Genomic DNA, 24,252 nt, shown 5'->3' on the forward strand with positions numbered 1-24,252 from the left:
CGGTCAGGCGCGCTGCGGCGGAGGCGGCGGCACGTCGCCCGGCGGCGGGTCGATGACCGGCTCGTGCGGATCGATTGGCGGCACCTCCGGTTCGGGCGTCCTGGGCGGCTGGTCCGGGGTTTGATCCGGTTCTGGCGTGGTATGCATGCGTTTCTCCGTGGAAGCGTTCGGACTGGTGGCCGCGTCGGGTCCCGCCGGATGCGCCAATGGCGAATGCAGCGGCGGTGGAGCACCGGCGCCCGCCGTGGCATCCGCGCCGCCATCGCTGCGGCCATCGCCACGGCATTCGTCGAGCAGGCGCGACAGCACCTCCAGGTCGACCGGCTTGGTCAGGTGGTCGTCGAAACCGGCCGCCTGCGTGCGCAGCTTGTCGCCGGGCTGGCCGTAGCCGGTCAGCGCGACCACCTTCATCGCCTGCAGCTCCGGTATCGCCCGCAGCCGCTGCGCGATCTCGAAGCCGTCCATGCCCGGCATGCCCAGATCGAGCAGGACCAGTTCGGGCTTGTACTTGACCGCGCGCACGATCGCGGCGGCGCCGTCGAGCGCGGTGATCACGGTATGGCCCAGCGCTTCGAGCGTCATCGCCATCGCCTCCAGCGCGTCGACGTTGTCGTCGACCACCATCACCGTGCGCGGCTTGCCGGCCGGTGCCTGCCGTCCGCCCAGCGTCGGCTGCCAGCTGCGCCACGGCTGCATCGGCAGCTGCACGATGAAGCTGCTGCCGTGACCGGGTCCGTTGCTTTGCACCGACAGCTGGCCGCCATGCATGCTGACCAGCCGATGGACCAGCGACAGGCCGATGCCCGGGCCGTTGCCGCCGGCCACGGCGATATTGCCGTTGGCGCCGTCGCGCTCGAAGGTCTCGCGCAGGCCCTGCAGCCGTTCGGGCGACATCCCGGCACCGTTGTCGGTGATCTTGATGGTGACCATGCCTTGATCGGCCTGGGCCTCGATCGACAGCAGTCCATCGGGCGGCGTGTACTTGGCCGCGTTGTTCAGCAGGTTGCCGAAGATCTGCGTCAGGCGCACCAGGTCGCCGCGCACCGGCATCGGTCCCTCGGGTACCGACAGGCGCAGCTGATGGTTGCGCGACTCGATCAGCGGGCGGACGGTCTCCACCGCGGTGTTCAGCGCCGAACGCAGCTCGACCAGGTCGTCGCGCAGCGTGATGGTGCCGCGCGTGAAGCGCGAGATGTCGAGCAGATCGTCGACCAGCCGGGTCAGGTGATAGAGCTGGCGGGCGATGATGTCGCGCGCCTTGAAGCTGTCCTCGCGCGAGGGCGCGCAGTGCATCAGCAGATCGGCGGCGCTGCGCATCGGCGCCAGCGGGTTGCGCAGCTCGTGCACCAGCATTGCCAGGAAATCGTCCTTGCGGCGTTCTTCCTCGCGCAGCATCTTCTCGGCGCGCTTCTGCTGCGTGATGTCTTCGCACACGCCGACCACGCGATAAAACTCGCCGCTGGCGTTGTTGACCGGGAAGGCGCGCGCGCGGACGTCGCGCGTCTGGCCATCGGCGTGGATCAACGCGAATTCGAGATCCATATGGCCGTCGCGCAGCATCGCCTCGCAGGCCGTGCGCACGCGCTCGCGATCGGACTCGGCGATCCAGCCGAAACAGGCGCTGCCATGCTGATGCAGGTCTTCCACCGGGCGGCCGGTCAGCGTGACGAAGGCCGGTCCGACGAACAGGAACCTGCGCTCCTGCGGATCGAAGATCCACAGCACGTCGGACAGGTTGTCGGCCAGCTGGCGGAACAGGAACTCGTTGTCGCGCAGCGCCTGCGAGGTACGGTGGTAAGCCTCCTCGGCACGCCGCAGCCGCAGCAGCGCCTTGACGCTGGACACCAGTTCCTCCGGCTCGACCGGCTCGACCAGATAGCTGTCGGCGCCGTGGTCCAGCGCCTCGACCCGGTAGCGCGGGTCGCTGGTCGAGCCCGACGTATGCAGGATCAGCGTGCGGCAGCTTTGGGGGTCGTCCTTGATGATGCGGCAGACGTCGAGTCCGTCGATGTCCGGCAGCTTCAGGTCCAGCAGCACCAGGTCCGGCGCATAGCGGCGCACCAGCGACAGCGCCGACTCGCCGGTCGACGCCTCCAGCACCGCATAGTCGGCGCGGCGCAGGATGCGGCTCTTGATGTAGCGGGAGCCCTCGTTGTCGTCGACCACCAGCACCAGCGGCCGGTTGTCGCGCGAATCGGACGACGTTCTGGTTTCGATCGGACTCATGCTGTCCTCGCCATCGGCAGGCGTGCGGCGTGGTAACGGGGTGGCAGGTCGGTTTTTGCGTTCGGCGCGATGCTGCCGCCCTCGCGCTTTGTAATAATTACCAATCTAGCTCTCCAACACTTGTAGTTGATGCAAAGCCACTTTTGACGAGAAATTCGCCCTGATATGTGGCTTCAGCGGCGCTGCACTTGCCCCGAGTGGGCTTCCGCGCTGGGGGCGGTGCCGCCGTGCGGACCGCTGGGCCGCACCTCGGCCGCTTTCTGCGAGACCTCGCCCGGCGGCGTGGTGCCGGACGGCTGCGCGCCCTTGCCGAAGCGGGCGGCGATCTGGTCCTGCACGCGCGCAAGCGCGTCGGCCTGCTGTTTGGCGACTTCGGCCTCCTTGGCCTTGCGTTCGTCGGCGGCGCGCTGCTGTTCGGCGGTAGGGGCGGGCAGGCGGGCCTGCGCGGGCGCCCAGGCGAGTGCCGTCATCAGCGCCAGGGCGGCATAGTGGGCAATGCGGATCGTGGTCCGAGGGGTTGTCATGGTGGCTCCCGGTTCGTGCTTGCGTCGTCGTTCCGTCACGCGTCCGTCGCTGCAATGCGCGGACGCATGAGTCCGAAGTGGCAAGAACCATGCCCTCGTTTGTCCGACACGGAACCGCCGCATGATGCACGGCGGAGGCGAAGGAGGAGGGCGGGGCGCCGGTCGGGGGGCTTCAGCCGTTGCCGAGGCGCCGGATGGCGGCGGTCAGCGTCTGGCGCGTGCTGCCGTAGTCCGCCCAGGGATCGGCATGCTCGGTCTCTTCGATGCGCGCCAGCGCGTTGGCGATCGTCCATTGCGCGCCCGAGCGCAGCGCTGGCAGCTCGTCCCAGCTGCAGGGGATCGACACACCCAGGCCCGGCCGGGCGCGCGCCGAGAAAGCGGCCACCGTGGTGGCGCCGCGCCCGTTGCGCAGGTAGTCGATGAAAATCTTGCCGACGCGGTTGCGCGGCCCGCTCTTGGAGACGAAGCGCTGCGGGATGGTTTTCGCCATATGGACGACCAGCGCCTGGGCAAAGTCCTTGACCTCGTCCCAGCCGAGCCGGCGCGCGATCGGCACCACCACGTGCAGGCCCTTGCCGCCGCTGGTCTTCAGGAACGCCGTCAGCTCGAGCTCGTCGAGCATGCCCTTGGTCAGCGCGGCCGCCTCGACCACATGCTTCCAGGGCACGCCCTCGCCGGGGTCCAGGTCGAAGATCACGCGATCGGGCTTTTCGATCTGGCGCTTGTCGGCGTTCCACGTATGGAACTCGATCACGTTGAGCTGCGCCGCGGCGACGATGCCGGTCTCGCTGGCGACCTCGATCATCGGCGGGTGGCCCGGCCACAGCGACGGATCGAGGCGGTTGACGCCGGCGATGTTGAAGGTCTCGGCATGCTTCTGGAAGAACAGTTCGCCGCCGACGCCGGACGGGCCACGCAGCACCGCCAGCGGGCGGCCGCGCAATTCCGGCAGCATGCGGGGCGCGACCGCTTCGTAGTAGCGCACCAGGTCGCCCTTGGTCGCGCCGGTCGACGGATCGATGACGCGATCGGCATGGCTGACGCGAACGTTGCCGATCTGCTGGCGGCCGGAGGAGGACTTCGTCGCGGCAGCGGGTTTGGCCGACGGCGGCGTATCGGCGCTCTCAGCCCCGTCGGCGTGGGCCGCCTTCCTGGCGGACTTCGCCGGTTTGCCGCCGGCCTTGTCCTTCCCCTTGCGCGCTGTCGCCGCGGCTTTCGCCTCGCCCACGCTCTTGCCGGGGGCCGGCATCGCCTTTTCCTTGCCGATCGCGCTGGCGCTCTTGTCGGATCGCAAGCCATGGAACACCGCATGGCGGATCAGCCCGTCGCGCGTCCACGAGCCGAACGACACCTCGGCAACCGCCTTCGGCCGAACCCAGATGCCCTTCACGCCCTTGGCGATCGCCGGCATCTTGTCGAACGGCGAGGCATCGGTGCGCAGGGCGTCGAGCTTGGCGCGGATCGTATCGAGCGTCTTCGTATCGAAGCCGGTACCGACCTTGCCGGCATAGATCAGGCGGCCCGCTTCGTCGTGGATGCCGAGCAGCAGCGCGCCCAGGCCGTTGCGCGTGCCCTTGGGCTCGGTGAAGCCGCCGATCACGAACTCCTGCCGCTCGCTGCATTTGAGCTTGATCCAGCTTGGCGAGCGTGCCGAGACATAGGGCGCATCGACGCGCTTGCCGATCAGCCCCTCGAGCCGCAGCCGGCAGGCCGCGCTGAGAATCTCCTCGGGGCCGGCCTCGAAGCTCTCGCTGAAACGCAGGTGCGCCGACACGTTGTGTTCTTCGAAGAGTCGCCGCAGCAGGTCGCGGCGCTCGACCAGCGCGACCTGGCGCAGATCGTGGCCGGCATAGAAAGGGATGTCGAACACGAAGAACTGGATCGCATCGGTGCGCTCGCTGTCGAAGGCGTTCTGCAACGCCTGGAAATCGGTGCTGCCGTCCTTGTCGACGATGACGATCTCGCCGTCCAGCCACGCCGATGGCAGGTTCAGCGTGCCGAGCTCGCGCGCCAGCGTCTTCAGCTTCGATGTCCAGTCGTGCCCGTTGCGCGTGAACAGCTTGACGTCGCTGCCCTCGATGCGGGCCAGCACGCGATAGCCGTCGAACTTGAGCTCGTAGATCCAGTTCTGCGCATCGACGGGCGGGCCTTGCACCAGCGTCGCCAGTTGCGGCGCCAGCGTCAGCGGCAGCGCCGCGCGCCTCGCGGCGCTCGGCAGTTGGATTGCGCCGGCGGCGGACCGGCCTTTGCCGGCCGTCTTGCCGGCGCTCTTCCCAGCTGCCGCCCCCTTGCCCGAAGCCGATCCTGTCGCGGCTTTCGCCGCCGTCCGCGGCGCCTTCCTGGCCGCGGTGCTGGTCGCGCTCTTCGCCGATGCCTTGCGCGCGCCCTCGTCGTCGGCGCTCGGCGTGCCACCCCCGAGCACGCTGTCCGGCATCGCCTCGGTGATGTCGAACTCCGCCGCCGGCCGCGCCGCATCGTCGCGCTCCTTGATCAGCAGCCACGGTTCCTGCCGTTCGTCCCGGCCCCGCATCCGTACCAGCGTCCAGGCGCCATGCAGCTTCTCGCCTTGCAGCTCGAACTTCAGCTTGCCGTCGCGATAGCCCTGATGCGGATCGCCGATCGGTACCCAGGTGCCGCGGTCCCAGACGATCACGGTGCCGGCGCCGTACTGCCTTTCAGGGATCACGCCTTCGAAGTTCGCATATTCGAGCGGGTGGTCCTCGACGTGGACGCTCATCCGTTTGTCGGCCGGGTCCAGGCTTGGACCCTTCGGAATGGCCCAGCTCTTGAGCGTGCCGTCGAGTTCGAGGCGGAAGTCGTAGTGCAGGCGGCGCGCCGCGTGTTTCTGCACGACGAACGACAGCGCTTCGGCGGTTTTCGCCGCGGCACGCTGGGCGACCGCGCGGCCGGCCGGTTCCGCCGTCGTGCCAAAGTCGCGCATCGTGCGATAGCGCTGCAGCGGGTCGGGATTCGCGCCTCGCGCCGCGCGCGGTGCCGCCGGGCGCGCGGCGGCGCGCGACGTCGACCGTGTGGCCGCGCCTTTGGCCGCGGCTGCAGGGGTCTGCTTGCCGGTTCGCTTTGCTGCGGCCTTGGCCGGCTGCTTTGCTGCTCGCTTTGTCGCCATTGCGGCCGCTCCTCGATCGGAACACGCGGAATTGCGTGGCCCTGGTCCTTCGCGTCAAGCGCGGCATTTGAATTGCCGTGATTTCGCTTGAGATTTCGCTTGTTATTTCGCTTATAGGCAATCGGAATGCGGCGATCCATCGGCCACCGTCCTACATCCGGCAATGACCGGAACGATCGCCACCATGGCGGGATAGCGGGGGCGAGCGGATCCGCATGACGAACAGCGGGCATGTTGCCGCGCTATGGGCGCTGCCGCACAGACGCCGCCGTGCACATCCTGCATGGCCGAGTAAAAAGTACGAGCGAGACGCATCGCGAGGCGGGGTTTCGGGCCGCGGCAGCGTGTCGCCGTGGCGCGGCGTCAGGCACTTGCCGCGAGCCCTTGCGTCACCGTGGCGCGCGGCCGAATGTGTCGGCCTCGCGTGGAACGCCTCGCGTTTCTGGCATGTGTTTCGCGTCATCGAGATCGTAGGCCGGGTCCTGCGCGGGGCATCGCCGTGCCGGCAGGACCTGTTCGCGAACCCGCCTGGCGCGGTCGCCGGCGCGCCGCCAATGCGGGCGTTACGTGGCATGCGCGGGCCAGTCTCAGGAGTGAACAACATGACGAAACACCACCTCGTACGCAGCGCCGTCGCGGCGCTGGCGTTGACCGGTTCCTGCGTCGCGCTGGCGCAGGTGCCGGGTGACCGCGGCGCTGCCACCGGCACCGCGCCGGGTACCGCACCGGCGGGCCAATACGATCCCGCCAATCCGGCCGCGGCAGGCACGCGCGATCCGTACAGCAGCGGCGCCCGCGTGGGCGACAAGTTCGATCCGTACACGCAGGGCACCAACCAGCCGACGCAGCAGTATCTGGCGCCGGCGGGCACGCAGCCGATGCCGATGAGCGGCAGCTACGACGCGCGCATGGAGAATCACGACACGCACTATCACGACCTGTCGACGCTGGGCTCGCGCGTCGGCAAGCGCAGCCAGTTCCTCGACGGAGGTTGATCGGCCGGCTGCATCGATTCGAGTACCGGGGATAGCAAGGAGCGCGGCGGGCATCGGCCCGCCGCGCTCCTGTCGTTTCAACGAGGCCGCCACTAAATGCCGTCGATTCGGTGTCCCTCTATCGCAGCGGCGGAAACACGTACCACGAACCGTCGCGATGACGGAAGAACACGATCGACAGCCGTTTCCCCGCGCGTTCGAAGCCGATGCACGCATAGGGCACGCGGCGGCTGCCGGTATGTCCGAAACCGGTGACCCGGCATGGGTGGCTGGCCGACAGCGGCAGCCATTTCTGCGCGGCCTCGCGCAGCGACGTCGTCTTGCCTTGCATCGCACGCTCCCCTTGATGTTGGTCACGCCATGCCGCGCTCGCGAATGCAGCGCGGCGGCGCGATCTTGCGTTCCTGCTTACCAGCGTAGAAGCGACGGCGCGCGCGACACGTCGGCTTGACCCGCAGCGCGGCCTCGGCGATCGGCGGATTGCGTTGTCAGCGAATGACCACAGCGATGCCGTGCGGAATTTTCACGCGTCGTAAGAAGGGGAGGGAAGGGGAGAAAAAAGGGACGCATCCGCGTCCCTTTGCTGCCGACAGAAGGCAGTGCCGATCATCGGCAATTACCGCTCGCGGTTCTGGCCCGACTGTCCGCCCGAGGACTGCTGGCCGGGCTGGCCGCTGGTGCCGGACTGCTGCTGTTGCTGGCCGCCGCTCTGGCCGCCCATGCCGCTTTGCTGACCGCTCTGCCTGCCGCCTTGCTGCTGCTGGCCGCCTTGGCCACCCATGCCGCCCTGCTGGCCGGCCTGGCCGCCGCCTTGCTGCGACTGGCCGCCCATGCCACCCATGCCGCCTTCGCTTTGGCCCATGCCGCCCTGCTGACCGCCCTGGCGACCGCCTTGCTGTTGCTGACCGCCCTGGCCGCTTTGGTTGCCCATCCCGCCCTGTTGGCCGGTCTGGCTGCCGCTCTGCTGATGCTGCTGAGACGATTGGCCACCCTGGCCCATGCCACCCTTTTCGGTGCCGCCTTGCTGCGCCTGCGGTTGCTGTTGCTGTTTCATTGCTGGTCTCCATCAGCGGCGAAATGCCGCGCCTTGGTGCCGTGCAATGGGCGTGCCATCGCGTTGCAACATCAATGAACGCCGGCCGATCGGGCGCGACACGGCGCAGGTATGGCGTTTGCGTGTCATCGATGGTCAACATTCGGTCAGGGAGGGCATATGACCAAGCAACCGACGCATCCGGAACGCGAACCTCGGCAGGGCCAGTCCGGCGGACGGCCACAGGGCGAGACGACCGGAGTCAGGACGGCACAGGGAACCAGCGAGGGGCCGGGACCGCTGGCAGAGCAGTCGCGGCCGGACCCCGGCACGCTGCCGCAGAAGGGTGGCGGCGAACCGATGCCGCGCCTGCCGCACGAGCGCGACGAATCGCATCAGAGCCAGCACACCGGCAGCCGGCCGGTGGGTCGTCAGGCCGCGCGCGATATCGAGCGCGGACTCGAGGAAACCGATCTGTACGGTTCGCGCGGGCGCCGCGGCGGCACGGCCGCGGAGGACAACGATTGAGCCTAGTACGGCAATGACAGCCGATGCCGGCTCTGCCAATTGTCGACGTAGCGCTTGACCAGACGTGCATCGCCGCGAATCAGGATGCCGTTCTCGGTGTTGCGCTCCTCGGCCGATTTGGTGAAGTTGAACGAGCCGGTGAAGACCGCCTCGCCGTCGAAGATCATCACCTTGTTGTGCGCGATCGCGGGGCGCGAGTCGATCATCACCTCGATGCCCTGGTGCTTCAGAAACGTGGCACTGGTATAGCGCTCCGACACCTGGCTCTTGTCGAGGATCACGCGCACATCGACGCCGCGCTTGCGCGCCTGCATCAACGCCTCGGCAATCGGCTTGCTGGTGAACGAATACGCCTGCACCAGCACGCTGCGCCGTGCATGGCGGATTGCGTCGACCAGCATGGCCTGGCAGCTTTCGCCATCGGGCGTGAAGCACAGCGCGTACCTGGCGCCATCGGCGAAGCTGTGCGCGCCGTCAGGGACGGCCATCGGTGCTTCGCCGCTGCGGGGCAGGATGCGTGCGGACGCGGCGGGCGCCAGCACTGTAGAACAAAGCAGAACGGACAACAGGGCGCCGGCGACGATGGCGGGCGCGCGAAACACAAAGGACATGAGACCGCGTGAAGACATTGCCGCGGAGCGCGCCGCTCGCGACAACGGTAGCCAATTGAATAACGAATCGAAATGGAAACGTTGCGAGGCGGGGAAGTTAGCAGCGTGAGCATGCAAAGGCAAGGCGGTTGGAACGGCCCGGCACGGCTGCCTATGATGAAACGCGTGTCGGCACATGCCGACGCCGCTCGGTTATCCCAAACCTGGCGCCAGTAGCGCGGCGCCCAATCCTGGAGGCAAGCGATGTCGAATCACACCTACAAGCTCGTCGAAATCGTGGGCACGTCGCCCGACGGCACCGATGCCGCGATCCGCAGCGCGCTGGCCAAGGCGTCGGAGACCATCAAGAACATGGATTGGTTCGAGGTGGTCGAGATGCGCGGCCATATCGTCAATGGCCAGATTGCGCATTACCAGGTCACGTTGAAAGTCGGCTTCCGCGTCGAATGAGCGTGCCGCACGGTCGGCGCCGCGCATGCCGCGGTGGCCGCCGCCGTGTTCGGTTCTTTCCTTCCGTTCTTCCCTCCGTGCTCTTCGCTGCCGCGCGGCTGTCTTGTGGAAGCGGCGAGCGGCATCCGGTTTCCCGGCCTTTCTTGCGGGCGCCGGGCCACTGCCTTGACCCCACAACCGCACGGGTGTAACCTTTGCACTCGGTGTTCATTCTGCGAATTGCAGTTCGTATGGCGAACACCAGCAAGAACAAGAGTCCGCAAGACGGGCCACCGTTTGACTGCTAGGGCCTTTATGGGCGCCGCCACGGCGCGCCCGGAACCACGCCAGGCAGAACCCTCCGGAGACGACGCTTCCAGCGACCGCCCAATTCTCGGGCGGCGGGCTCCGGCCGGTCCGGCCAGGCCACCTCGACTGGAACGCAATTGATCAACAAGCTCTTCGACTCGGTGGAATCGGCGGTGGCCGACATCCATGACGGCGCGACCATCATGATCGGCGGCTTCGGCCTGGCCGGCATGCCGGCGCAACTCATCGATGCGCTGATCGCCCAGGGCGCGCGCGACCTGACCATCGTCAACAACAACGCCGGCAACGGCGAAACGGGCCTGGCCGCGCTGCTCAAGGCCAAGCGCGTGCGCAAGATCATTTGCTCGTTCCCGCGCCAGGTCGATTCCTACGTGTTCGATTCGCTGTACCACGCCGGCCAGATCGAGCTGGAACTGGTGCCGCAAGGCAACCTGGCCGAGCGCATCCGCGCCGCCGGCGCCGGCATCGGCGGTTTCTTCACCCGCACCGCCTACGGCACGCCGCTGGCCGAGGGCAAGGAAACCCGCATCATCGACGGCCAGGGCTATGTGTTCGAGTCGCCGATCCACGCCGACTTCGCGCTGATCAAGGCCGACACCGCCGACCGCTGGGGCAACCTGACCTACCGCAAGACCGCGCGCAACTTCGGCCCGATCATGGCGATGGCCGCCAAATGTGCGATCGTGCAGGTCAGCCGCGTGGTCGAACTGGGCGAACTGGATCCGGAGCACATCGTGACGCCGAGCCTGTTCGTCAAGCGCGTCGTCAAGGTCGACGCCGCTGCCGCCAACGCCGCCTGACGCGCGGACGCGCCCAACCCGCATCGAAGAGAGAAGCGATATGCAACGCCTGACCCGCGATCAGATGGCCGCCCGCGTGGCCCGAGACATTCCGGACGGTGCCGTGGTCAACCTCGGCATCGGCCTGCCCACCCTGGTCGGCAACCATCTGCCGGCCGACCGCGAAATCCTGCTGCACAGCGAGAACGGCCTGCTGGGCATGGGCCCCGCGCCCGCGCCCGGCGAGGAAGACGGCGACCTGATCAACGCCGGCAAGCAGCCGGTCACGATCAAGCCGGGCGCCTCGTATTTCCATCACGCCGATTCGTTCGCGATGATGCGCGGCGGCCATCTTGACTACTGCGTGCTGGGCGCGTTCCAGGTGTCCGCGACCGGCGACCTGGCCAACTGGCACACCGGCGCGCCGGGCGCGATTCCGGCTGTCGGCGGCGCGATGGATCTGGCGATCGGCGCCAAGCAGGTGTTCGTCATGATGGAACACCTGACCAAGCAGGGCGAGAGCAAGATCGTGCCCGAATGCACGTATCCTCTGACCGGCATCGGCTGCGTGACCCGCATCTACACCGATCTGGCCACCATCGACGTGACACCCGACGGCCTGGCCGCCCGCGACCTGGTCGAAGGCCTGTCGTTCGACGAGCTGCAGCGCCTGACCAGCGTGCCGCTGAAGCAGGCGCAGCCCGCTTGATCCTTCACCCGATGCCCGACCCGATGGCGGCGGATCGCACTGGCCGATACCGCTGCCGCCACCACTGAAACCAAGGACGAGACAACCATGACCGAAGCCTTTATCTGCGACGCGATCCGCACCCCCATCGGCCGCTACGGCGGCAGCCTGTCCGCGGTGCGCGCGGACGACCTGGGCGCGGTACCGCTGAAGGCGCTGATGGCGCGCAATCCGAACCTGGACTGGAGCGCCATCGACGACGTGATCTACGGCAACGCCAATCAGGCGGGCGAAGACAACCGCAACGTCGCGCGCATGTCGCTGCTGCTGGCAGGACTGCCGCAGAGCGTGCCCGGCGCGACCATCAACCGCCTGTGCGGCTCGGGCATGGACGCCACCGGCACCGCCGCGCGTGCGATCCGCGCCGGCGAAGCCGGGCTGATGATCGCCGGCGGCGTCGAGAGCATGAGCCGCGCCCCGTTCGTGATGGGCAAGGCCACCAGCGCGTTCTCGCGCGATGCGCAGATCTTCGACACCACCATCGGCTGGCGCTTCATCAACCCGGCGATGCGCGCGGCCTACGGCGTGGACTCGATGCCCGAGACCGCCGAGAACGTCGCCACCGACTACAAGATCAGCCGCGAAGACCAGGACCTGATGGCGCTGCGCAGCCAGGAAAAGGCATCGCGCGCGCAAGCCGACGGCACGCTGGCGCAGGAAATCACCGCGGTCACGATCCCGCAGAAGAAGGGCGATCCGATCGTCGTCGAGCGCGACGAGCACCCGCGCGCCACCAGCATGGAAGCGCTGGCCAGGCTCAAGGGCGTGGTGCGTCCGGACGGCACCGTGACCGCCGGCAACGCCTCGGGCGTCAATGACGGCGCCTGCGCGCTGCTGCTCGCCAGCGAGGCCGCCGCTCGCCAGCACGGCCTGACGCCGAAGGCCCGCATCGTCGGCATGGCAACCGCCGGCGTGGCGCCGCGTGTGATGGGCATCGGCCCGGCGCCGGCCACGCAGAAGCTGCTCAAGCAGCTGGGCATGACGATGGACCAGATCGACGTGATCGAGCTGAACGAAGCGTTCGCCGCGCAGGGCCTCGCGGTGCTGCGCGAGCTCGGCGTCGCCGACGACGATGCGCGCGTCAATCCGAACGGCGGCGCGATCGCGCTGGGCCATCCGCTCGGCATGAGCGGCGCGCGCCTGGTGACCACCGCGATGTACCAGCTGCACCGCACCGGCGGCCGCTTCGCGCTGTGCACGATGTGCATCGGCGTTGGCCAGGGTATCGCGATGGTGATCGAGCGCGTCTGAGCGGCGCCCGCATCCGCAGCGCCGAGAGGACGCTCGAGCTGCGCAAGCCGCTCGATCCGCTCAAGTTTTGCGGCGCGCCTGCCGTTGACCGAGGCAGGCGCCGACGCTCAGCGCTGCGACAGATTTCCCAACGCAGTTGGTGCGGCTGGGCCGACTGGCTCGCCGGTCCGCCGCACGCTTTCTTTGCGCCCGAATTCGCGCGGCAGTTCCGCGGCGGCATTCGATCGGTTTCCCGCCGCATGCGCTGCTGAACTTTCGCTCAATTCCTGCTGAACCTTCGCAGTACCGGTTCCGTACCGGCATGGAGTAATCGGATGTCTCTTCCCGTTGCCACGCTCGTCACCGGCGCCAGTTCCGGCATTGGCCGCGCCATCAGCGAAATGCTGCTGGCCGATGGCGTGACCCGCGTCGTCAATGTCGACTATGCCGCCCCGGACTGGTCGCATCCCAACATGACCTTTGTCCAGGCGGACCTGACCGATGCCGCGGCCACGCGCGCGGCAGCCGCCGAGGTGACGTCGCGTTTCGCCATCACGCGCCTGGTCAACAATGCCGGCGCAACGCGTCCCGGCACCGCCGATACCGCGACCGTCGAGGATCTGGATTACGTAGTGGGCCTGCACCTGCAGGCCAGCCTGCTGCTGACGCAGGCCTGCCTGCCCGCGATGCGCGCCGCGGGCTTCGGCCGCATCGTCAACATGGCCTCGCGCGCGGCGCTGGGCAAACCCGAGCGCGTGGTCTACTCCGCCACCAAGGCGGGCATGGTGGGCATGACGCGCACGCTGGCAATGGAACTCGGCGGCGACGGCATCACCGTCAACGCGGTCGCGCCCGGCCCGATCGCCACCGAACTGTTCCGCCGCAGCAACCCCGAGGGCAGCGAGCAGACCAGGCGCATCCTGGCCAGCATCGCGGTCAAGCGCATGGGCACGCCCGAGGACGTGGCGCGCGCCACGCTGTTCTTTCTCTCTCCCGAAAACGGTTTCGTCACCGGACAGGTGCTGTACGTCTGTGGCGGTACCACGCTGGGCGTCGCACCGGTCTAGGCGCGGCCCCTATTACAAGTCGTGGCCCGCATGGACGGCCACCGAGGAAACTCCCTGGAGCATACGATGAAGTTCAACTCGCAACCATCGCAGGCGCGCCGCCGCCTGCTGGCCGCCGGCGTCGCGCTGGCTACCACGTTCGCCGGCGTCTCCGGCGCTGCGTTCGCGGACACCTATCCGACCAAGCCGATCACGATGATCGTGCCGTTCTCGGCCGGTGGCACCACCGACATCCTGGCCCGCATCGTCGGCCTGCAGCTGGGCAAGGCGCTCGGCCAGCCGGTGGTCATCGAGAACCGTCCGGGCGCGGGCGGCAACATCGGCGCCTCGCTCGCCGCCAAGGCACCCGCCGACGGCTACACGCTGTTCATGGGCACCATCGGTACCCACGCGATCAACCAGTCGCTGTACTCGAAGCTGCCGTACGACCCGGTCAAGGACTTCGCGCCGATCACCCGGGTCGCGATGGTGCCGAACCTGGTGGTGGTCAACCCCAACGTGCCGGCCAAGAGCGTCAAGGAGTTGATCGCCTACGTGAAGGCGAATCCGAACAAGATCAGCTACGGCTCGTCGGGCAACGGCTCGTCGATGCACCTGTCGGGCGAACTGTTCAACTCGATGACCGGCCTGAACATCCAGCACGTGCCGTACAAGGGCAGCGCCCCGGCGGTCAACGATCTGCTGGGCAACCAGATCGGTCTGATGTTCGACAACCTGCCGTCGTCGTACCAGCACGTGAAGGCCGGCAAGCTGCGTCCGCTGGCCGTGACCTCGGCCAAGCGCTCGCCGGCGCTGCCGGACGTGCCGACCGTCGCCGAAGCCGGCGTGCCGGGCTATGAAGCGACTTCGTGGTTCGCGCTGTACGCCACCGGCGGCACGCCCAAGCCCATCATCGATCGCCTGAACGCCGAAGTGGTCAAGATCCTCGCCATGCCGGACGTCCAGAAGCAGATGGCGGGTCAGGGCGCCGAGCCCAACCCCGAGAAGCCCGAACAACTGGCTGCGTTCATGAAGAGCGAAGCGGCCAAGTGGGCGAAGGTGGTCAAGGCCTCGGGCGCGACCGTGGACTGATCGTCGCCAGGCTTCGCGCGCCAGACGCGCGGCGCCACGACAGAAAGCCGGCCTTCGGGCCGGCTTTTTTCATGGGCGGCACGGCATTCGGATAGATGCCGGCGGGACACTTCCGGGAATGCGGTGTTGACTGCCGGCGCTCGCTACCGGCGGACCGCGCCGGCAAAAAAAAGCTCGCGACTGGCAGCGAGCTCGAGTTCCGGCCCACCCGGGCAGGAGGAGACATCGTTGGCGCACGGGCAGCGGCTGCCGCGGCCTGGGCGTCGGGCGGGTTTGGGTTGGGTCTCGGCTCAGTTCAGGCTGACCTTGACCACCTGTTCCTCGACGCCGACAAAGCGAACCAGCTGGCGCAGCCCGCTGGGATACTCCTTGATGTGATGGCCTATCGGGGTATCCGGCAGGCGGTAATAAATGGCGCTGGACGGGGCGGCGATTCGGCCTTCCACTGCGGAGGGACCGTCGCCTTCCCAGGGAATATCCCGCTCCTCGGCGAGATCATGCGATCCGGGCATGGCGGCTGTTCCTGGTCAAATGCGGCTTTGTCTCCAATGTATTGCAGCACCAGCCGATTTGCTATTTCACCTTTTTTAATTCTGGCCTAGCCATCGGCTCGATTTGTCATATTGCGAGCAATAGGGTGCAGGGCCCAGCCGATGGCTTGCGCGCCGCCTCCATGCGCTAACATTGGCGCTTTGCGCGCACTCCGGCGCGCATTCCGCTCCCATCGCCCGCATGTCGATCCAGCACGCCCTTCTGACCTCGTTGATGGAGAAGCCCTCGTCAGGCTACGAACTGGCGCGGCGCTTCGACAAGTCGATCGGCTATTTCTGGCATGCCACCCACCAGCAGATCTATCGCGAACTCGGCCGCATGGCCGAACGCGGCTGGATTGCCGCGCAGGACGACGAAGGGGACGCGCGCAGCCGCAAGAAGGTCTATCGCGTGCTGCCGGCGGGGCGGGAGGAGCTGGTGCGCTGGGTGCTGTCGCCGACGGCCGGGCTGGACCAGCGCGACGAGATCCTGGTCAAGCTGCGCGCCGACGCGGTGGCCGGCCCGCTCGGACTGGGCGACGAGATGCGGCGGATGATCGCGCTGCACGAGGAAAGGCTGGCGACCTATCGCGCGATCGAGCAGCGCGACTTCGCCGCTCCGCACCCGGACCGCGCCCAACAGCTGCGGCATGCGCTGCTGCGGCGCGGGATCCGTTACGAAGAGGACTGGGTGGCGTGGGGCACGGCGGTGTTGCCGTTGCTGGAGCCGGAGGGCGGGCGGTAGCCCGCGCGGCGATGGCGTTGTTGCCCGCCATCGCCGCACCAGGATGTCGATATGGAATGGGACTCCGCTAACCGATACCGCAAATCGCTGCCACCCGCAGCCGAATCTCTTTGAGTTCCTGTTCGGTCGCGCATTGCCCATCATGGCGGGCACTTCGGGCGATCCAATCCAACGTGGTGATTTGATCCGGCAAGGCCGCGCATTCGCGCGGCATGCCCGATATACGCACTTGCATGCGGGCACGAGCGGTGCCGGCGGGCGCGAGAGAGGTCGTCAGCGGAACCCCGATAAAGCGCTTTGTCGGGCCGTTGATTCCTGCCGGCGACAACACCAGTATGGGCCGGAAGCCCGCTTGTTCATGTCCCTTCGTTGGATCGAGGCTGATCCACCAGATTTCACCCGCTTGGGGAACTCGATGCTGAACGTCGGCCGTTGCGAACGCGCCGATTGCCGTGCCGCTCGTCGTGGTTGATCGCATAGACAATCATCAGTCGTTATCAGGATTGCCCGCGGCACCAAATTCATTGCCTACCGGAGCTCCCCAATCAACGGTAGCCTCGACCTCATGCCCGGCTTGCAGTTCGAGGATGAACTCCTCCAGCGAGAAGGAAGGCTCGGCCTTCTTCTCCAGGACCAATTTCCCCTCAAGTACCGTCGCCTCTATCACCGCGTTCTCAGTGATATTTGCTTCTTCTGCCAAGTACGACGGAATGCGAAGAGCAAGACTGTTGCCCCAACGCTTCACTGTCAATGCGGTCATTAGCTGTTCCTCCACTTTCAAACTTCGCGCGTGAGGAGAGCCCCCCGTGATCTGGTCGTCATGTTCGGGGAGCGGGACCGCAGGCTATATCGCGGACAGCTCCATTCTTTAGCTCCACCGTCAACCAATTCATAACTTTGGTAACGGGACGGCTGCGGTGCGGCGTCCTCACGTATCTACAGTGTAGATACGTGAATAGGGGGTGTCAATCTGGCTCACTGCAATGGAGACGGGGGCCAGGACGGTCCCCCGTCCGGTTTCGCTTACACCAGATCCCTCACCCCAACGCCCGCGCCGACGTCAGCCAGCCCCAGCCGGCGGCGGGCCAGCGCGTATTCCTCGGCGAAGCGGTCGACCAGGTCGGCGGCGGGTACCACGCGCTTGATGGCGCCGACGCCCTGGCCGGCGCCCCAGATGTCCTTCCAAGGTTTGACCCGGTTCGAGCCGAAGTTCATCGCGGTCGGGTCGGAGGCGGGCAGTGCTTCCGGATCAAGGCCGGCGTTGACGATGCTCTGGCGCAGGTAGTTGCCGTGCACGCCGGTGAACAGGTTCGAATAGACGATATCGCCGGCGGTGCTGTCCACGATCATCTGCTTGTAGGCCGGCTGCGCGTTGGCTTCCTCGGTGGCGATAAAGGCCGAGCCGATATACGCGAGGTCGGCGCCCGCGGCCTGGGCCGCCAGGATGCCGTTGCCGCTGGCGATGGCGCCCGACAGCAGCAGCGGACCATCGAACCACTCGCGGATCTCATGCAGCAGCGCGAACGGCGACTGCGTGCCGGCATGGCCGCCGGCACCCGCGGCCACCGCGATCAGGCCATCGGCGCCCTTGTCGATCGCCTTGTGGGCAAACGTGTTGTTGATGATGTCGTGCAGCACGATGCCGCCATACGAGTGCACCGCCTGGTTGACCTCCACGCGCGCGCCCAGCGAGGTGATCACGATCGGCACCTTGTAGCGCACGCACAGCTCCAGGTCGTGCTCCAGCCGGTCGTTGGACTTGTGCACGATCTGGTTGACCGCGAACGGCGCAGAGGGCCGATCCGGATGCCTGGCGTCGTGCTCGGCCAGCTCCGTGGTAATGCGGTCCAGCCACTCCTCCAACAGCGAGGCCGGCCGTGCGTTCAGCGCGGGGAAGGAGCCGACCACGCCGGCCTTGCATTGCGCGATCACCAGATCGGGGTTGGAGATGATGAACAGCGGCGAGCACACCACCGGCAGGCGCAGGCGTTGCAGGAGCGGAGGAAGGGACATGGCGGCCTCGGTTCGAAAAGAAGGGTTGTGGTCGTTGGATGGCTGCGGTCGATGGCTGCATCGATATGCAACCAGTTGCATAGTGAGTCGAAAGTTAGCACGGCCTTCGCCGGCTTTCAATAGCGGCGACCACGGCAATGGCGCGCAGTGGCGCTTGCGCCGGGCGATTACCGTACGGTGCCGCGCATCCGCTGCGTGGGGACGCGGTGGCGCCTTGTCTACAATGTGCCCAATGAATCAGCAGGAGTGCAGGTGAGCGACGATCCTCGACCGGCAACCGGAACCCGCCGCGATCTGTTCGAAGGCAATCTGGCGGACTGGCATGCCGATCCCGAGCGGGCCTTCGATGGCTGGCTGGCGATCCATGGCTTCGGCCATGGCACCGCGGTCGTCTATCGCGCGATGTGGGGCAAGCTGCTGCGCTGGTCGCGCGAGCATGGCGTCGCGCCGCTGTCGTGGTCTGCCGCCCAGATCGGCGCCTTCCTGGATGCCGAGGGGCTGCACAAGCGCCATCGCTATCGCTATACGCGGCTGATCGAGCGCGTCTTTCATTACCTGTCGCTGCAGCAGGCCGGCCTGCATAACCCGGGCAGCCAGGCGGCAAGAGCCCATCTGGCGGATGGCGACAACGATCCGACGCCCTTTCTGTTGCCGGCCGAGCGCGACGCCGTGGTGGCGCGTGTGCTGGAACCGGTCACGATGCCGAACGCGGAGGCGACCCCGAGCCCGACCGCCTGGAAACGCGCGCGGGATGTCGCGGTGGTCGCCGCGATGCTGGGCGCCGGCCTCAAGGTGGGCGAGGTGCGGGCGCTGCGGCTCGACAGCATTGCGGCGGACGCCAGCGAGCTGCGGCTGACCCGTACCGACAACGGCCGCACCTATCGCGCGCCCGTGTTCGACTTTGCCCGCCGGCCGTTGCTGGCCTGGCTGGCGGTGCGAGAGGCGGGCGGCACGCTCGGCACGCTGGTGTTTCCGGCACAGCCCGCGGGGCGGCCGCTGCACGCCGCCTCGCTGTACCGGCGGGTCGAGCAGTTGCTGGACGAGGCCGGCGTGCTGGACGGACGCACCGAGCGCGCTTCGCCGCAGACGCTGCGCAACAGCTATGGCGCGCTGCATTTCGAGGCCGGCGCCGAGCCGGCCACCGTCGCGCAGTATCTGGGCATGCGCGATCTGGAGTCGGGCTGGCGGCTGCACGCGGCGTACACCGCCTGGCAGGCGCGCAGCGGCCAGCTTGCCGCGGCCCGGGCGGGATCGCCGGCCGGGTTACCATAACGCCCCTGACGGCGGCGGCTCGGCCCCGCCGTCCGCATGTTCAATCGATAAAGTTCACGATGCCAGACACTCTGCTGCTGACCGGTGCCACCGGCTATATCGCTTCGCATACCTGGGTTGCACTGCTCGCGGCCGGCTACGATGTGGTCGGGCTGGACAATCTGTCCAACAGCAACCGTGCGGTGGTCGACCGGATCGCCACCATTTCGGGCCAGACGCCGCGGTTCGTCGAGGGCGACGTGCGCGACCGCGCCCTGCTGGACCGGGTGTTCGCCGAGCACAGGATCGCCGGCGCGATCCATTTCGCCGCGCTGAAGGCCGTCGGCGAATCGGTGGCGCAGCCGCTGGCCTACTACGACAACAACCTGAACGGCCTGCTGACGCTGTGTGCGGCGATGCAGGCGGCCGGCGTCAAGACGCTGGTTTTCAGTTCCTCGGCCACCGTCTATGGCAATCCGCATGCGGTGCCGATCCGCGAGGAGTTTCCGCTGTCGGCCACCAATCCGTACGGCCAGACCAAGCTGATGGGCGAGCAGATCCTGCGCGATCTCGAACGCGCCGATCCGCACTGGCGTATCGCCTATCTGCGCTATTTCAATCCGGTTGGCGCGCACGAAAGCGGGCTGATCGGCGAGGATCCGGGCGGTGTGCCGAACAATCTGATGCCGTATGTGGCGCAGGTGGCGGCCGGCCGGCGCGAGCGCCTGATGGTGTTTGGCGGCGACTATCCGACTGCGGACGGCACCGGCGTGCGCGACTACATCCACGTCTGCGATCTGGCCGACGGCCATCTGGCGGCGCTGCGCTATCTGAACGAGCGCGGCGAGGGGATGACGGTCAATCTGGGAACCGGCCGCGGTTACAGCGTGCTCGAGGTGGTGGAGGCGTATCGGCGCGCCAGCGGCAAGCCGATCCCGTATGAAATCGTCGCGCGCCGCCCCGGCGATATTGCCTCGTGCTATGCGGACCCGGCATTGGCACAGCGCCTGCTGGGCTGGCAGGCGCGTCACGATCTGGACCGGATGTGCGCGGACTCCTGGCGCTGGCAGTCGATGAATCCGCTGGGGTTTGCGTCCTGATCTGGGATTGCGGCAACAATGGAAAACCGGGCCCGGTTTGGCCCGGTTTTTTATTGCCCCGCGCAGGCCCCGAATGCCCGGGGCCGCGGGTCGCCGGTGTAGTGACGCCGCAAGGCGTCCCGGCCGATGCTGCGTTTATCGCACCAGGAAGTCGTCGATCGATTTTCCGGAGGCCAGCGCCTGGGTCAGCCAGCCGGGGCGCTTGCCGCGGCCCGTCCAGGTATTGCCAGCGCTGTCGCGATAGCGCACGGGTACTTTGCGCGCGGTTTTCTTGCCGGGTACCGCCTTGCTGCCAAAACCGAGATCTTCGGCGGTCAAGCCATATTCTTCGATTTTCTTGCGGATATCGTCGATTACCGCTGCCTGCTCTCGAGCCTTGATCTCTTCGGCTTGCTTCTGCAATTCGTTGATTTTCTGAACGATTTCCTGATAGGTTGCCATTTTGAGACCTCTGATTACGGTGGGCGAGATGAACGGCATGAATTATAACGGCCTGCGATAGCGATGCAAATGCTGGCGCAGGTTGAAACCGATTTTTGACAAAATCGGTCACGAAACCTTTCATGATGAACTTTTCACACGCCGATCTGTCGCCTGCGTCATCTCTGGCGCCATTCCGGGCGATTGCAGCCTCGCCGGCGCGGTTTTGCGACGCCATCGGCCTGGCTCTTTCGTTTGTCGCATTCGTTTTGAGCAATATGGCGCGGTAAAACGGATGCGATGTTGCCCTCGTCGCGTTTCCATTGCCCGTCGGCGTCGCCGATCACCGCCACGGAGCTGCGCGCCGCCATTCCCCGATTCAAGTAATCCGCCCCGGCGGTCGATATCCCCACAGCATGGGCTGTCGCCCGGCAGGTTGGCAGACTGTCCGCCGCTATTGATCGATCCGAGTCGTCCCATGTCCTTGCGTCGCCCTGTTCCGTCTTCGTCATCGAATGTCCGCGCGCGGCCTGCCGCCGGCGCGAACGAAGCCGGGGGACGTGCGACGGCGGAGGGGCGCCTTCGTTGCAATAAGGTGACGCGGCGTGCACTACGCGCGGTGGCTATGCTAACGTCCCGGGCGGTGCGTGGCCGGCTGCCAACGGCAGTCGGCGCATGCGCTGTGCGCCGGGGTCCCGCACCACGATTCGCCGCGTTCGACGCGGTTCGGCAATACCCAGGGCGTCCCGTCGCCGGCCTTCGGGCCGGATCCTGACGGCGCGCCATCTACACGCATTCCGCAGCGCCCCCTTCGATATGAGTTTTAGCGTTCTGCTGCTCGCCATCCTGCTCGGCATCGCCGTCGGCCTTCGCGCTGCCGGCCGCGGCCGCGATGGGACGGGATGGTCCGGCCGCATGATGGCCCTGACCGCGGGGCTGGTGTCGCAGGCGTCGATCGGCCTGCCGGTCTGGGTCGTGTTGCTGTCCGGCTCGGTGCCGCGTTCGGGAGAGTGGTCGCAGGCGCTCGCCGCGCTGGTTGGCGGCATCGCCACGACGGTGCTGGCGCAATGGCTGCACCGGGCGCTGGCGTACTGGCGCGGTGCCGCGATGCTCGCGACGCTGGCCGGCGCGGGCGTGATCGCCGCGGCCGGGATCGGGCTTGGCCACCAGTGCGGCGGCGCCAGCTCGCGCAGCGCCTGCATCGATGCGGTGAACCTGCTGCATCCGGCCTGGTTCGGCCTTGGCCTGGCCGTGCTGGGCACGGCGGCGTTCGCGCTGTTGTCGTTGCTGGACCGCCGCCATGCGCCGCAGCGCGAGCGCGACGTGCTGCTCAGCGATGCCGGCGAGCCCGAGGGCGAGCGCAGTGGCAGTGCGCCGCCGGGTTTGCCGACGCGCATCGTGCGTCGGCTCAATGGCCGCATCCCCGGCCGGCTGACGGTCCGCCCGGTAGGCCGCGGCCAGGCGACGGTCGGCGAATACAGCGTGGCCACCGACGTGCCGGACCGCGCCGCGTTCGCCCGCTGGCTCGACCAGTCGATCGCCCATGCACGGCTGGCCGAGACCAGCTGTGCGGTGCTGCTGATCCATATCGCCGACTTCCGCGAGGTCGATGAAGTCTTCGAGGTGCGCGCCGACGACATCCTTGCGCAGGACGCCAGCGTGCTGGCCCAGGCCGCGCTCGAGCCGCACGACTTCCTGGCCCGCCTGGCGCGCGACGAGTTCGCCGTGGGCGTGCCGGCGCTGCTGAACTCCAATCGCGCGCACGAGCTCGGTTCGCGCGTGCTGGCATCGATTTCGGAGTTCGTCACCGCGCGCGGCCTGCAGATGCAGATCGGCGTCAATATCGGCATCGCGGTCTATCCGCGCGACGCGCAGAGCTCGGAAGGGCTGATGCAGGCGGCGCGGGTCAGCCTGTCCGAGGCGCGCGAATCCGGCTCGAACCAGGTGCGCACCTTCAACTCCGCCGCCGGCGAGCGCGCCCGCCGCATGCGGGTGATCCGCCGCGATCTGTGGCTGGCGATCCAGGATGACGGCCTGTCGCTCGAGTACCAGCCGAAGTTCGACGTCGACGCGCGCACCGTGGTGGGTGCCGAGGCGCTGTGCCGCTGGCGCCATCCGACGCTCGGTGCGGTCAATCCGGCCGAATTCATCATGGTGGCCGAGCAGTCCGGTCAGATCGACAAGCTCGACGACTGGGTCATCGCCAGCGTCTGCCGCCAGGTGCGCGAGTGGCAGGACGCCGGCCTGCCGGTGGTCCCGGTTGCCATCAACGTGTCGGGGCTGCGTTTTGCCAGCCGCGACTTCCCGCAGTACCTGCTCGAGCAGATCCACCAGCACGACATTCCGCCGTCGGCGATCACGCTCGAGATCACCGAGACGGCGGCGATGAAGGACATCGCGCAGTCGCTGGAGACGCTGACCGAACTGCAGGCGCTCGGCATCCACGTCGCGCTGGACGACTTCGGCAGCGGCTATTCCAGCCTCGGCTATCTGAAGCGGCTGCGGGTCGGCACGCTGAAGATCGACCGCACGCTGATCGGCGGCCTGGAGTCCGATCCGCAAGGCCGCGCCATCGTCGGCTCGATGGTCGCGCTGGCGCACGAGCTGCGCATGCGCGTGGTGGCCGAAGGCGTCGAATCGCAGGCGCAGCTCGACATCCTAGCGCGCATGGGTTGCGACGAGGTGCAGGGCTATCTGCTGGCCCGCCCGATGGAAGCGCCCGGCTTCGCCGACCTGCTGTCCAGCCCGCGCCGCTGAACGCCGCGCGCGGCCACACCGTGCCCTAAAGGAAGCGCGCCGGGCCGCCGATAAGCCTGATTGGCGCACAGCGCCGCGGTATGGGACCGAGCCCGGTCCGATATGGCGGCCCGCGCCGCAGCGATGCGCCGGCAGGGGCCGGCGCCGACCAGCATAGAACACGGATCGACCCGCGCCGGCCGATCCGCCGCCGTTTCGAGGTAGCCGCCATGCCAGCTCAACGCATTCTTGTCGTCGACGATTCGCCCTCCCTGCGCCGCATGATCGCCGCCTGCCTGCGCGCCGGCGGCTACGACGTCGCCGAGGCAGCGGACGGCGACGAGGCGCACGCGGCGGCCGAGGCCGCACCGCCAGCGCAGCCGTTCGACATGCTCGTCACCGACCAGGTGATGCCGGGCATGGACGGCCTGACGCTGATCCGCCGGCTGCGCGCCGCGCCGCGCTACGCGGCGATGCCGATCCTGATGCTGACCACCGAGGCCGACGGTCAGATCCGCGCCCAGGCCCGCGAGGCCGGCGCCAGCGGCTTCCTGCCCAAGCCCTTCGATCCCGACCAGCTGATGCAGTCGGTCGCCGCGCTGCTATCCCCCTCCGAAGAGGGGTAAAAGCGGCCGCTTCCGACCCTTCAGTCGCGCATCGGATCTGCCGATAACCAGCAAGGGGCGGGGCGCGCGGTCAGTGCGCGCCCCTGGAGCCGCGCCATCGCGGCGCCATCGCCATGCAGTTGCCAGGGCAGTGGCC

General features: G+C 67.7%; 25 protein-coding genes. 14 read left to right on the plus strand and 11 right to left on the minus strand.

Features of this window, described 5'->3' with window-relative positions; all coding sequences use genetic code 11:
- Nucleotides 1-3 precede the first annotated feature (3 nt).
- The 3 genes from FOB47_RS01615 to ligD form a co-directional block, all read right to left on the minus strand.
- A complete protein-coding gene (locus tag FOB47_RS01615; protein ID WP_082371826.1) occupies nt 4-2,226 on the minus strand; it encodes a hybrid sensor histidine kinase/response regulator in 2,223 nt (740 codons plus the stop codon).
- Between the two features lie 173 nt (nt 2,227-2,399).
- The gene (locus tag FOB47_RS01620) at nt 2,400-2,750 is read right to left on the minus strand and encodes a hypothetical protein (RefSeq protein ID WP_151023382.1); all 351 of its coding nucleotides are present in this window, start codon (nt 2,748-2,750) and stop codon (nt 2,400-2,402) included.
- Nucleotides 2,751-2,922: 172 nt separating this feature from the next.
- Nucleotides 2,923-5,874, minus strand: coding sequence for a DNA ligase D (ligD, locus tag FOB47_RS01625; protein ID WP_174779752.1), 2,952 nt, complete (start codon nt 5,872-5,874; stop codon nt 2,923-2,925).
- A gap of 602 nt (nt 5,875-6,476) precedes the next feature.
- On the opposite strand from ligD, the gene FOB47_RS01630 reads away from it, so the two are divergent.
- A complete protein-coding gene (locus tag FOB47_RS01630) occupies nt 6,477-6,869 on the plus strand; it encodes an endonuclease (protein WP_174779753.1) in 393 nt (130 codons plus the stop codon).
- Between the two features lie 118 nt (nt 6,870-6,987).
- Here FOB47_RS01630 and FOB47_RS01635 read toward each other — a convergent pair whose 3' ends face one another.
- Nucleotides 6,988-7,200: a hypothetical protein gene (locus FOB47_RS01635; protein WP_053824427.1), complete on the minus strand. Its 213-nt coding sequence runs from the start codon at nt 7,198-7,200 to the stop codon at nt 6,988-6,990.
- Nucleotides 7,201-7,449: 249 nt separating this feature from the next.
- Here FOB47_RS01635 and FOB47_RS01640 point away from each other — a divergent pair, with 249 nt between their 5' ends.
- Nucleotides 7,450-8,001, plus strand: coding sequence for a hypothetical protein (locus FOB47_RS01640; RefSeq protein WP_174779754.1), 552 nt, complete (start codon nt 7,450-7,452; stop codon nt 7,999-8,001).
- Between the two features lie 81 nt (nt 8,002-8,082).
- Nucleotides 8,083-8,430, plus strand: coding sequence for a hypothetical protein (locus FOB47_RS01645; RefSeq protein WP_174779755.1), 348 nt, complete (start codon nt 8,083-8,085; stop codon nt 8,428-8,430).
- 2 nt (nt 8,431-8,432) lie between these two features.
- On the opposite strand, the gene FOB47_RS01650 is transcribed toward FOB47_RS01645, so the two are convergent.
- Nucleotides 8,433-9,041 carry a phospholipase D family nuclease gene (locus FOB47_RS01650; RefSeq protein ID WP_244959250.1) on the minus strand — a complete coding sequence of 203 codons (609 nt, stop codon included), beginning with the start codon at nt 9,039-9,041 and terminating at the stop codon, nt 8,433-8,435.
- Nucleotides 9,042-9,284: 243 nt separating this feature from the next.
- On the opposite strand from FOB47_RS01650, the gene FOB47_RS01655 reads away from it, so the two are divergent.
- The 6 genes from FOB47_RS01655 (at nt 9,285) to FOB47_RS01680 (ending at nt 14,695) form a co-directional block, all read left to right on the plus strand.
- A complete protein-coding gene (locus FOB47_RS01655) occupies nt 9,285-9,491 on the plus strand; it encodes a dodecin (RefSeq protein WP_053824425.1) in 207 nt (68 codons plus the stop codon).
- 425 nt (nt 9,492-9,916) lie between these two features.
- Nucleotides 9,917-10,600 carry a 3-oxoacid CoA-transferase subunit A gene (locus FOB47_RS01660; protein WP_053824424.1) on the plus strand — a complete coding sequence of 228 codons (684 nt, stop codon included), beginning with the start codon at nt 9,917-9,919 and terminating at the stop codon, nt 10,598-10,600.
- 40 nt (nt 10,601-10,640) lie between these two features.
- Entirely contained in the window at nt 10,641-11,288 is a 648-nt protein-coding gene (locus tag FOB47_RS01665) for a CoA transferase subunit B (protein WP_174779757.1), read from the plus strand.
- Nucleotides 11,289-11,375: 87 nt separating this feature from the next.
- A complete protein-coding gene (gene pcaF / locus FOB47_RS01670; protein WP_053824422.1) occupies nt 11,376-12,578 on the plus strand; it encodes a 3-oxoadipyl-CoA thiolase in 1,203 nt (400 codons plus the stop codon).
- A gap of 314 nt (nt 12,579-12,892) precedes the next feature.
- The gene (locus FOB47_RS01675) at nt 12,893-13,624 is read left to right on the plus strand and encodes an SDR family NAD(P)-dependent oxidoreductase (RefSeq protein WP_053824421.1); all 732 of its coding nucleotides are present in this window, start codon (nt 12,893-12,895) and stop codon (nt 13,622-13,624) included.
- 66 nt (nt 13,625-13,690) lie between these two features.
- Nucleotides 13,691-14,695 (plus strand): Bug family tripartite tricarboxylate transporter substrate binding protein, encoded by a 1,005-nt coding sequence (locus FOB47_RS01680; protein WP_174779758.1) that lies wholly within the window; start codon nt 13,691-13,693, stop codon nt 14,693-14,695.
- A gap of 290 nt (nt 14,696-14,985) precedes the next feature.
- On the opposite strand, the gene FOB47_RS01685 is transcribed toward FOB47_RS01680, so the two are convergent.
- Nucleotides 14,986-15,207, minus strand: coding sequence for a hypothetical protein (locus FOB47_RS01685; RefSeq protein WP_053824419.1), 222 nt, complete (start codon nt 15,205-15,207; stop codon nt 14,986-14,988).
- A gap of 220 nt (nt 15,208-15,427) precedes the next feature.
- On the opposite strand from FOB47_RS01685, the gene FOB47_RS01690 reads away from it, so the two are divergent.
- On the plus strand, nt 15,428-15,970 hold the full coding sequence (locus FOB47_RS01690) for a PadR family transcriptional regulator (protein WP_174779759.1): 543 nt from the start codon (nt 15,428-15,430) through the stop codon (nt 15,968-15,970).
- A gap of 67 nt (nt 15,971-16,037) precedes the next feature.
- Here the strand turns inward: FOB47_RS01690 and FOB47_RS01695 are convergent, their stop codons facing one another.
- The 3 genes from FOB47_RS01695 to FOB47_RS01705 form a co-directional block, all read right to left on the minus strand.
- Complete coding sequence (locus tag FOB47_RS01695) at nt 16,038-16,448, minus strand: type II toxin-antitoxin system PemK/MazF family toxin (RefSeq protein ID WP_174779760.1); 411 nt, start codon at nt 16,446-16,448, stop codon at nt 16,038-16,040.
- A gap of 9 nt (nt 16,449-16,457) precedes the next feature.
- The gene (locus FOB47_RS01700) at nt 16,458-16,730 is read right to left on the minus strand and encodes an AbrB/MazE/SpoVT family DNA-binding domain-containing protein (RefSeq protein WP_053824417.1); all 273 of its coding nucleotides are present in this window, start codon (nt 16,728-16,730) and stop codon (nt 16,458-16,460) included.
- A gap of 263 nt (nt 16,731-16,993) precedes the next feature.
- On the minus strand, nt 16,994-17,983 hold the full coding sequence (locus FOB47_RS01705; protein ID WP_006577756.1) for an NAD(P)H-dependent flavin oxidoreductase: 990 nt from the start codon (nt 17,981-17,983) through the stop codon (nt 16,994-16,996).
- Between the two features lie 252 nt (nt 17,984-18,235).
- Between FOB47_RS01705 and FOB47_RS01710 the strand changes: the two genes are divergently transcribed.
- Both FOB47_RS01710 and galE read left to right on the plus strand, forming a co-directional pair.
- The gene (locus tag FOB47_RS01710) at nt 18,236-19,255 is read left to right on the plus strand and encodes a tyrosine-type recombinase/integrase (protein ID WP_174779761.1); all 1,020 of its coding nucleotides are present in this window, start codon (nt 18,236-18,238) and stop codon (nt 19,253-19,255) included.
- A gap of 59 nt (nt 19,256-19,314) precedes the next feature.
- Complete coding sequence (galE, locus tag FOB47_RS01715) at nt 19,315-20,334, plus strand: UDP-glucose 4-epimerase GalE (protein WP_174779762.1); 1,020 nt, start codon at nt 19,315-19,317, stop codon at nt 20,332-20,334.
- 135 nt (nt 20,335-20,469) lie between these two features.
- Here galE and FOB47_RS01720 read toward each other — a convergent pair whose 3' ends face one another.
- On the minus strand, nt 20,470-20,775 hold the full coding sequence (locus tag FOB47_RS01720) for an H-NS histone family protein (protein ID WP_006577758.1): 306 nt from the start codon (nt 20,773-20,775) through the stop codon (nt 20,470-20,472).
- A 158-nt stretch (nt 20,776-20,933) separates the two neighbouring features.
- Nucleotides 20,934-21,266: a hypothetical protein gene (locus FOB47_RS01725; RefSeq protein WP_174779763.1), complete on the minus strand. Its 333-nt coding sequence runs from the start codon at nt 21,264-21,266 to the stop codon at nt 20,934-20,936.
- Nucleotides 21,267-21,570: 304 nt separating this feature from the next.
- On the opposite strand from FOB47_RS01725, the gene FOB47_RS01730 reads away from it, so the two are divergent.
- Complete coding sequence (locus FOB47_RS01730; RefSeq protein WP_174779764.1) at nt 21,571-23,511, plus strand: putative bifunctional diguanylate cyclase/phosphodiesterase; 1,941 nt, start codon at nt 21,571-21,573, stop codon at nt 23,509-23,511.
- 209 nt (nt 23,512-23,720) lie between these two features.
- Nucleotides 23,721-24,116, plus strand: a complete 396-nt coding sequence (locus tag FOB47_RS01735) for a response regulator (protein WP_174779765.1) — start codon at nt 23,721-23,723, stop codon at nt 24,114-24,116.
- Nucleotides 24,117-24,252: the final 136 nt, after the last annotated feature.

The sequence above is a fragment of the Cupriavidus gilardii genome, from assembly GCF_013347325.1.
Classification (GTDB): Bacteria; Pseudomonadota; Gammaproteobacteria; order Burkholderiales; family Burkholderiaceae; genus Cupriavidus; species Cupriavidus gilardii.

Coding starts and splice junctions, on each gene's coding strand:
- FOB47_RS01615 (WP_082371826.1), bottom strand. CDS start 2,226: ATGAGTCCGATCGAAACCAGAACGTCGTCCGATTCGCGCGACAACCGG.
- FOB47_RS01620 (WP_151023382.1), bottom strand. CDS start 2,750: ATGACAACCCCTCGGACCACGATCCGCATTGCCCACTATGCCGCCCTG.
- ligD (WP_174779752.1), bottom strand. CDS start 5,874: ATGGCGACAAAGCGAGCAGCAAAGCAGCCGGCCAAGGCCGCAGCAAAG.
- FOB47_RS01630 (WP_174779753.1), top strand. CDS start 6,477: ATGACGAAACACCACCTCGTACGCAGCGCCGTCGCGGCGCTGGCGTTG.
- FOB47_RS01635 (WP_053824427.1), bottom strand. CDS start 7,200: ATGCAAGGCAAGACGACGTCGCTGCGCGAGGCCGCGCAGAAATGGCTG.
- FOB47_RS01645 (WP_174779755.1), top strand. CDS start 8,083: ATGACCAAGCAACCGACGCATCCGGAACGCGAACCTCGGCAGGGCCAG.
- FOB47_RS01650 (WP_244959250.1), bottom strand. CDS start 9,041: ATGTCCTTTGTGTTTCGCGCGCCCGCCATCGTCGCCGGCGCCCTGTTG.
- FOB47_RS01655 (WP_053824425.1), top strand. CDS start 9,285: ATGTCGAATCACACCTACAAGCTCGTCGAAATCGTGGGCACGTCGCCC.
- FOB47_RS01665 (WP_174779757.1), top strand. CDS start 10,641: ATGCAACGCCTGACCCGCGATCAGATGGCCGCCCGCGTGGCCCGAGAC.
- pcaF (WP_053824422.1), top strand. CDS start 11,376: ATGACCGAAGCCTTTATCTGCGACGCGATCCGCACCCCCATCGGCCGC.
- FOB47_RS01675 (WP_053824421.1), top strand. CDS start 12,893: ATGTCTCTTCCCGTTGCCACGCTCGTCACCGGCGCCAGTTCCGGCATT.
- FOB47_RS01680 (WP_174779758.1), top strand. CDS start 13,691: ATGAAGTTCAACTCGCAACCATCGCAGGCGCGCCGCCGCCTGCTGGCC.
- FOB47_RS01685 (WP_053824419.1), bottom strand. CDS start 15,207: ATGCCCGGATCGCATGATCTCGCCGAGGAGCGGGATATTCCCTGGGAA.
- FOB47_RS01690 (WP_174779759.1), top strand. CDS start 15,428: ATGTCGATCCAGCACGCCCTTCTGACCTCGTTGATGGAGAAGCCCTCG.
- FOB47_RS01695 (WP_174779760.1), bottom strand. CDS start 16,448: ATGCGATCAACCACGACGAGCGGCACGGCAATCGGCGCGTTCGCAACG.
- FOB47_RS01700 (WP_053824417.1), bottom strand. CDS start 16,730: ATGACCGCATTGACAGTGAAGCGTTGGGGCAACAGTCTTGCTCTTCGC.
- FOB47_RS01705 (WP_006577756.1), bottom strand. CDS start 17,983: ATGTCCCTTCCTCCGCTCCTGCAACGCCTGCGCCTGCCGGTGGTGTGC.
- galE (WP_174779762.1), top strand. CDS start 19,315: ATGCCAGACACTCTGCTGCTGACCGGTGCCACCGGCTATATCGCTTCG.
- FOB47_RS01720 (WP_006577758.1), bottom strand. CDS start 20,775: ATGGCAACCTATCAGGAAATCGTTCAGAAAATCAACGAATTGCAGAAG.
- FOB47_RS01725 (WP_174779763.1), bottom strand. CDS start 21,266: ATGACGAAGACGGAACAGGGCGACGCAAGGACATGGGACGACTCGGAT.
- FOB47_RS01730 (WP_174779764.1), top strand. CDS start 21,571: ATGAGTTTTAGCGTTCTGCTGCTCGCCATCCTGCTCGGCATCGCCGTC.
- FOB47_RS01735 (WP_174779765.1), top strand. CDS start 23,721: ATGCCAGCTCAACGCATTCTTGTCGTCGACGATTCGCCCTCCCTGCGC.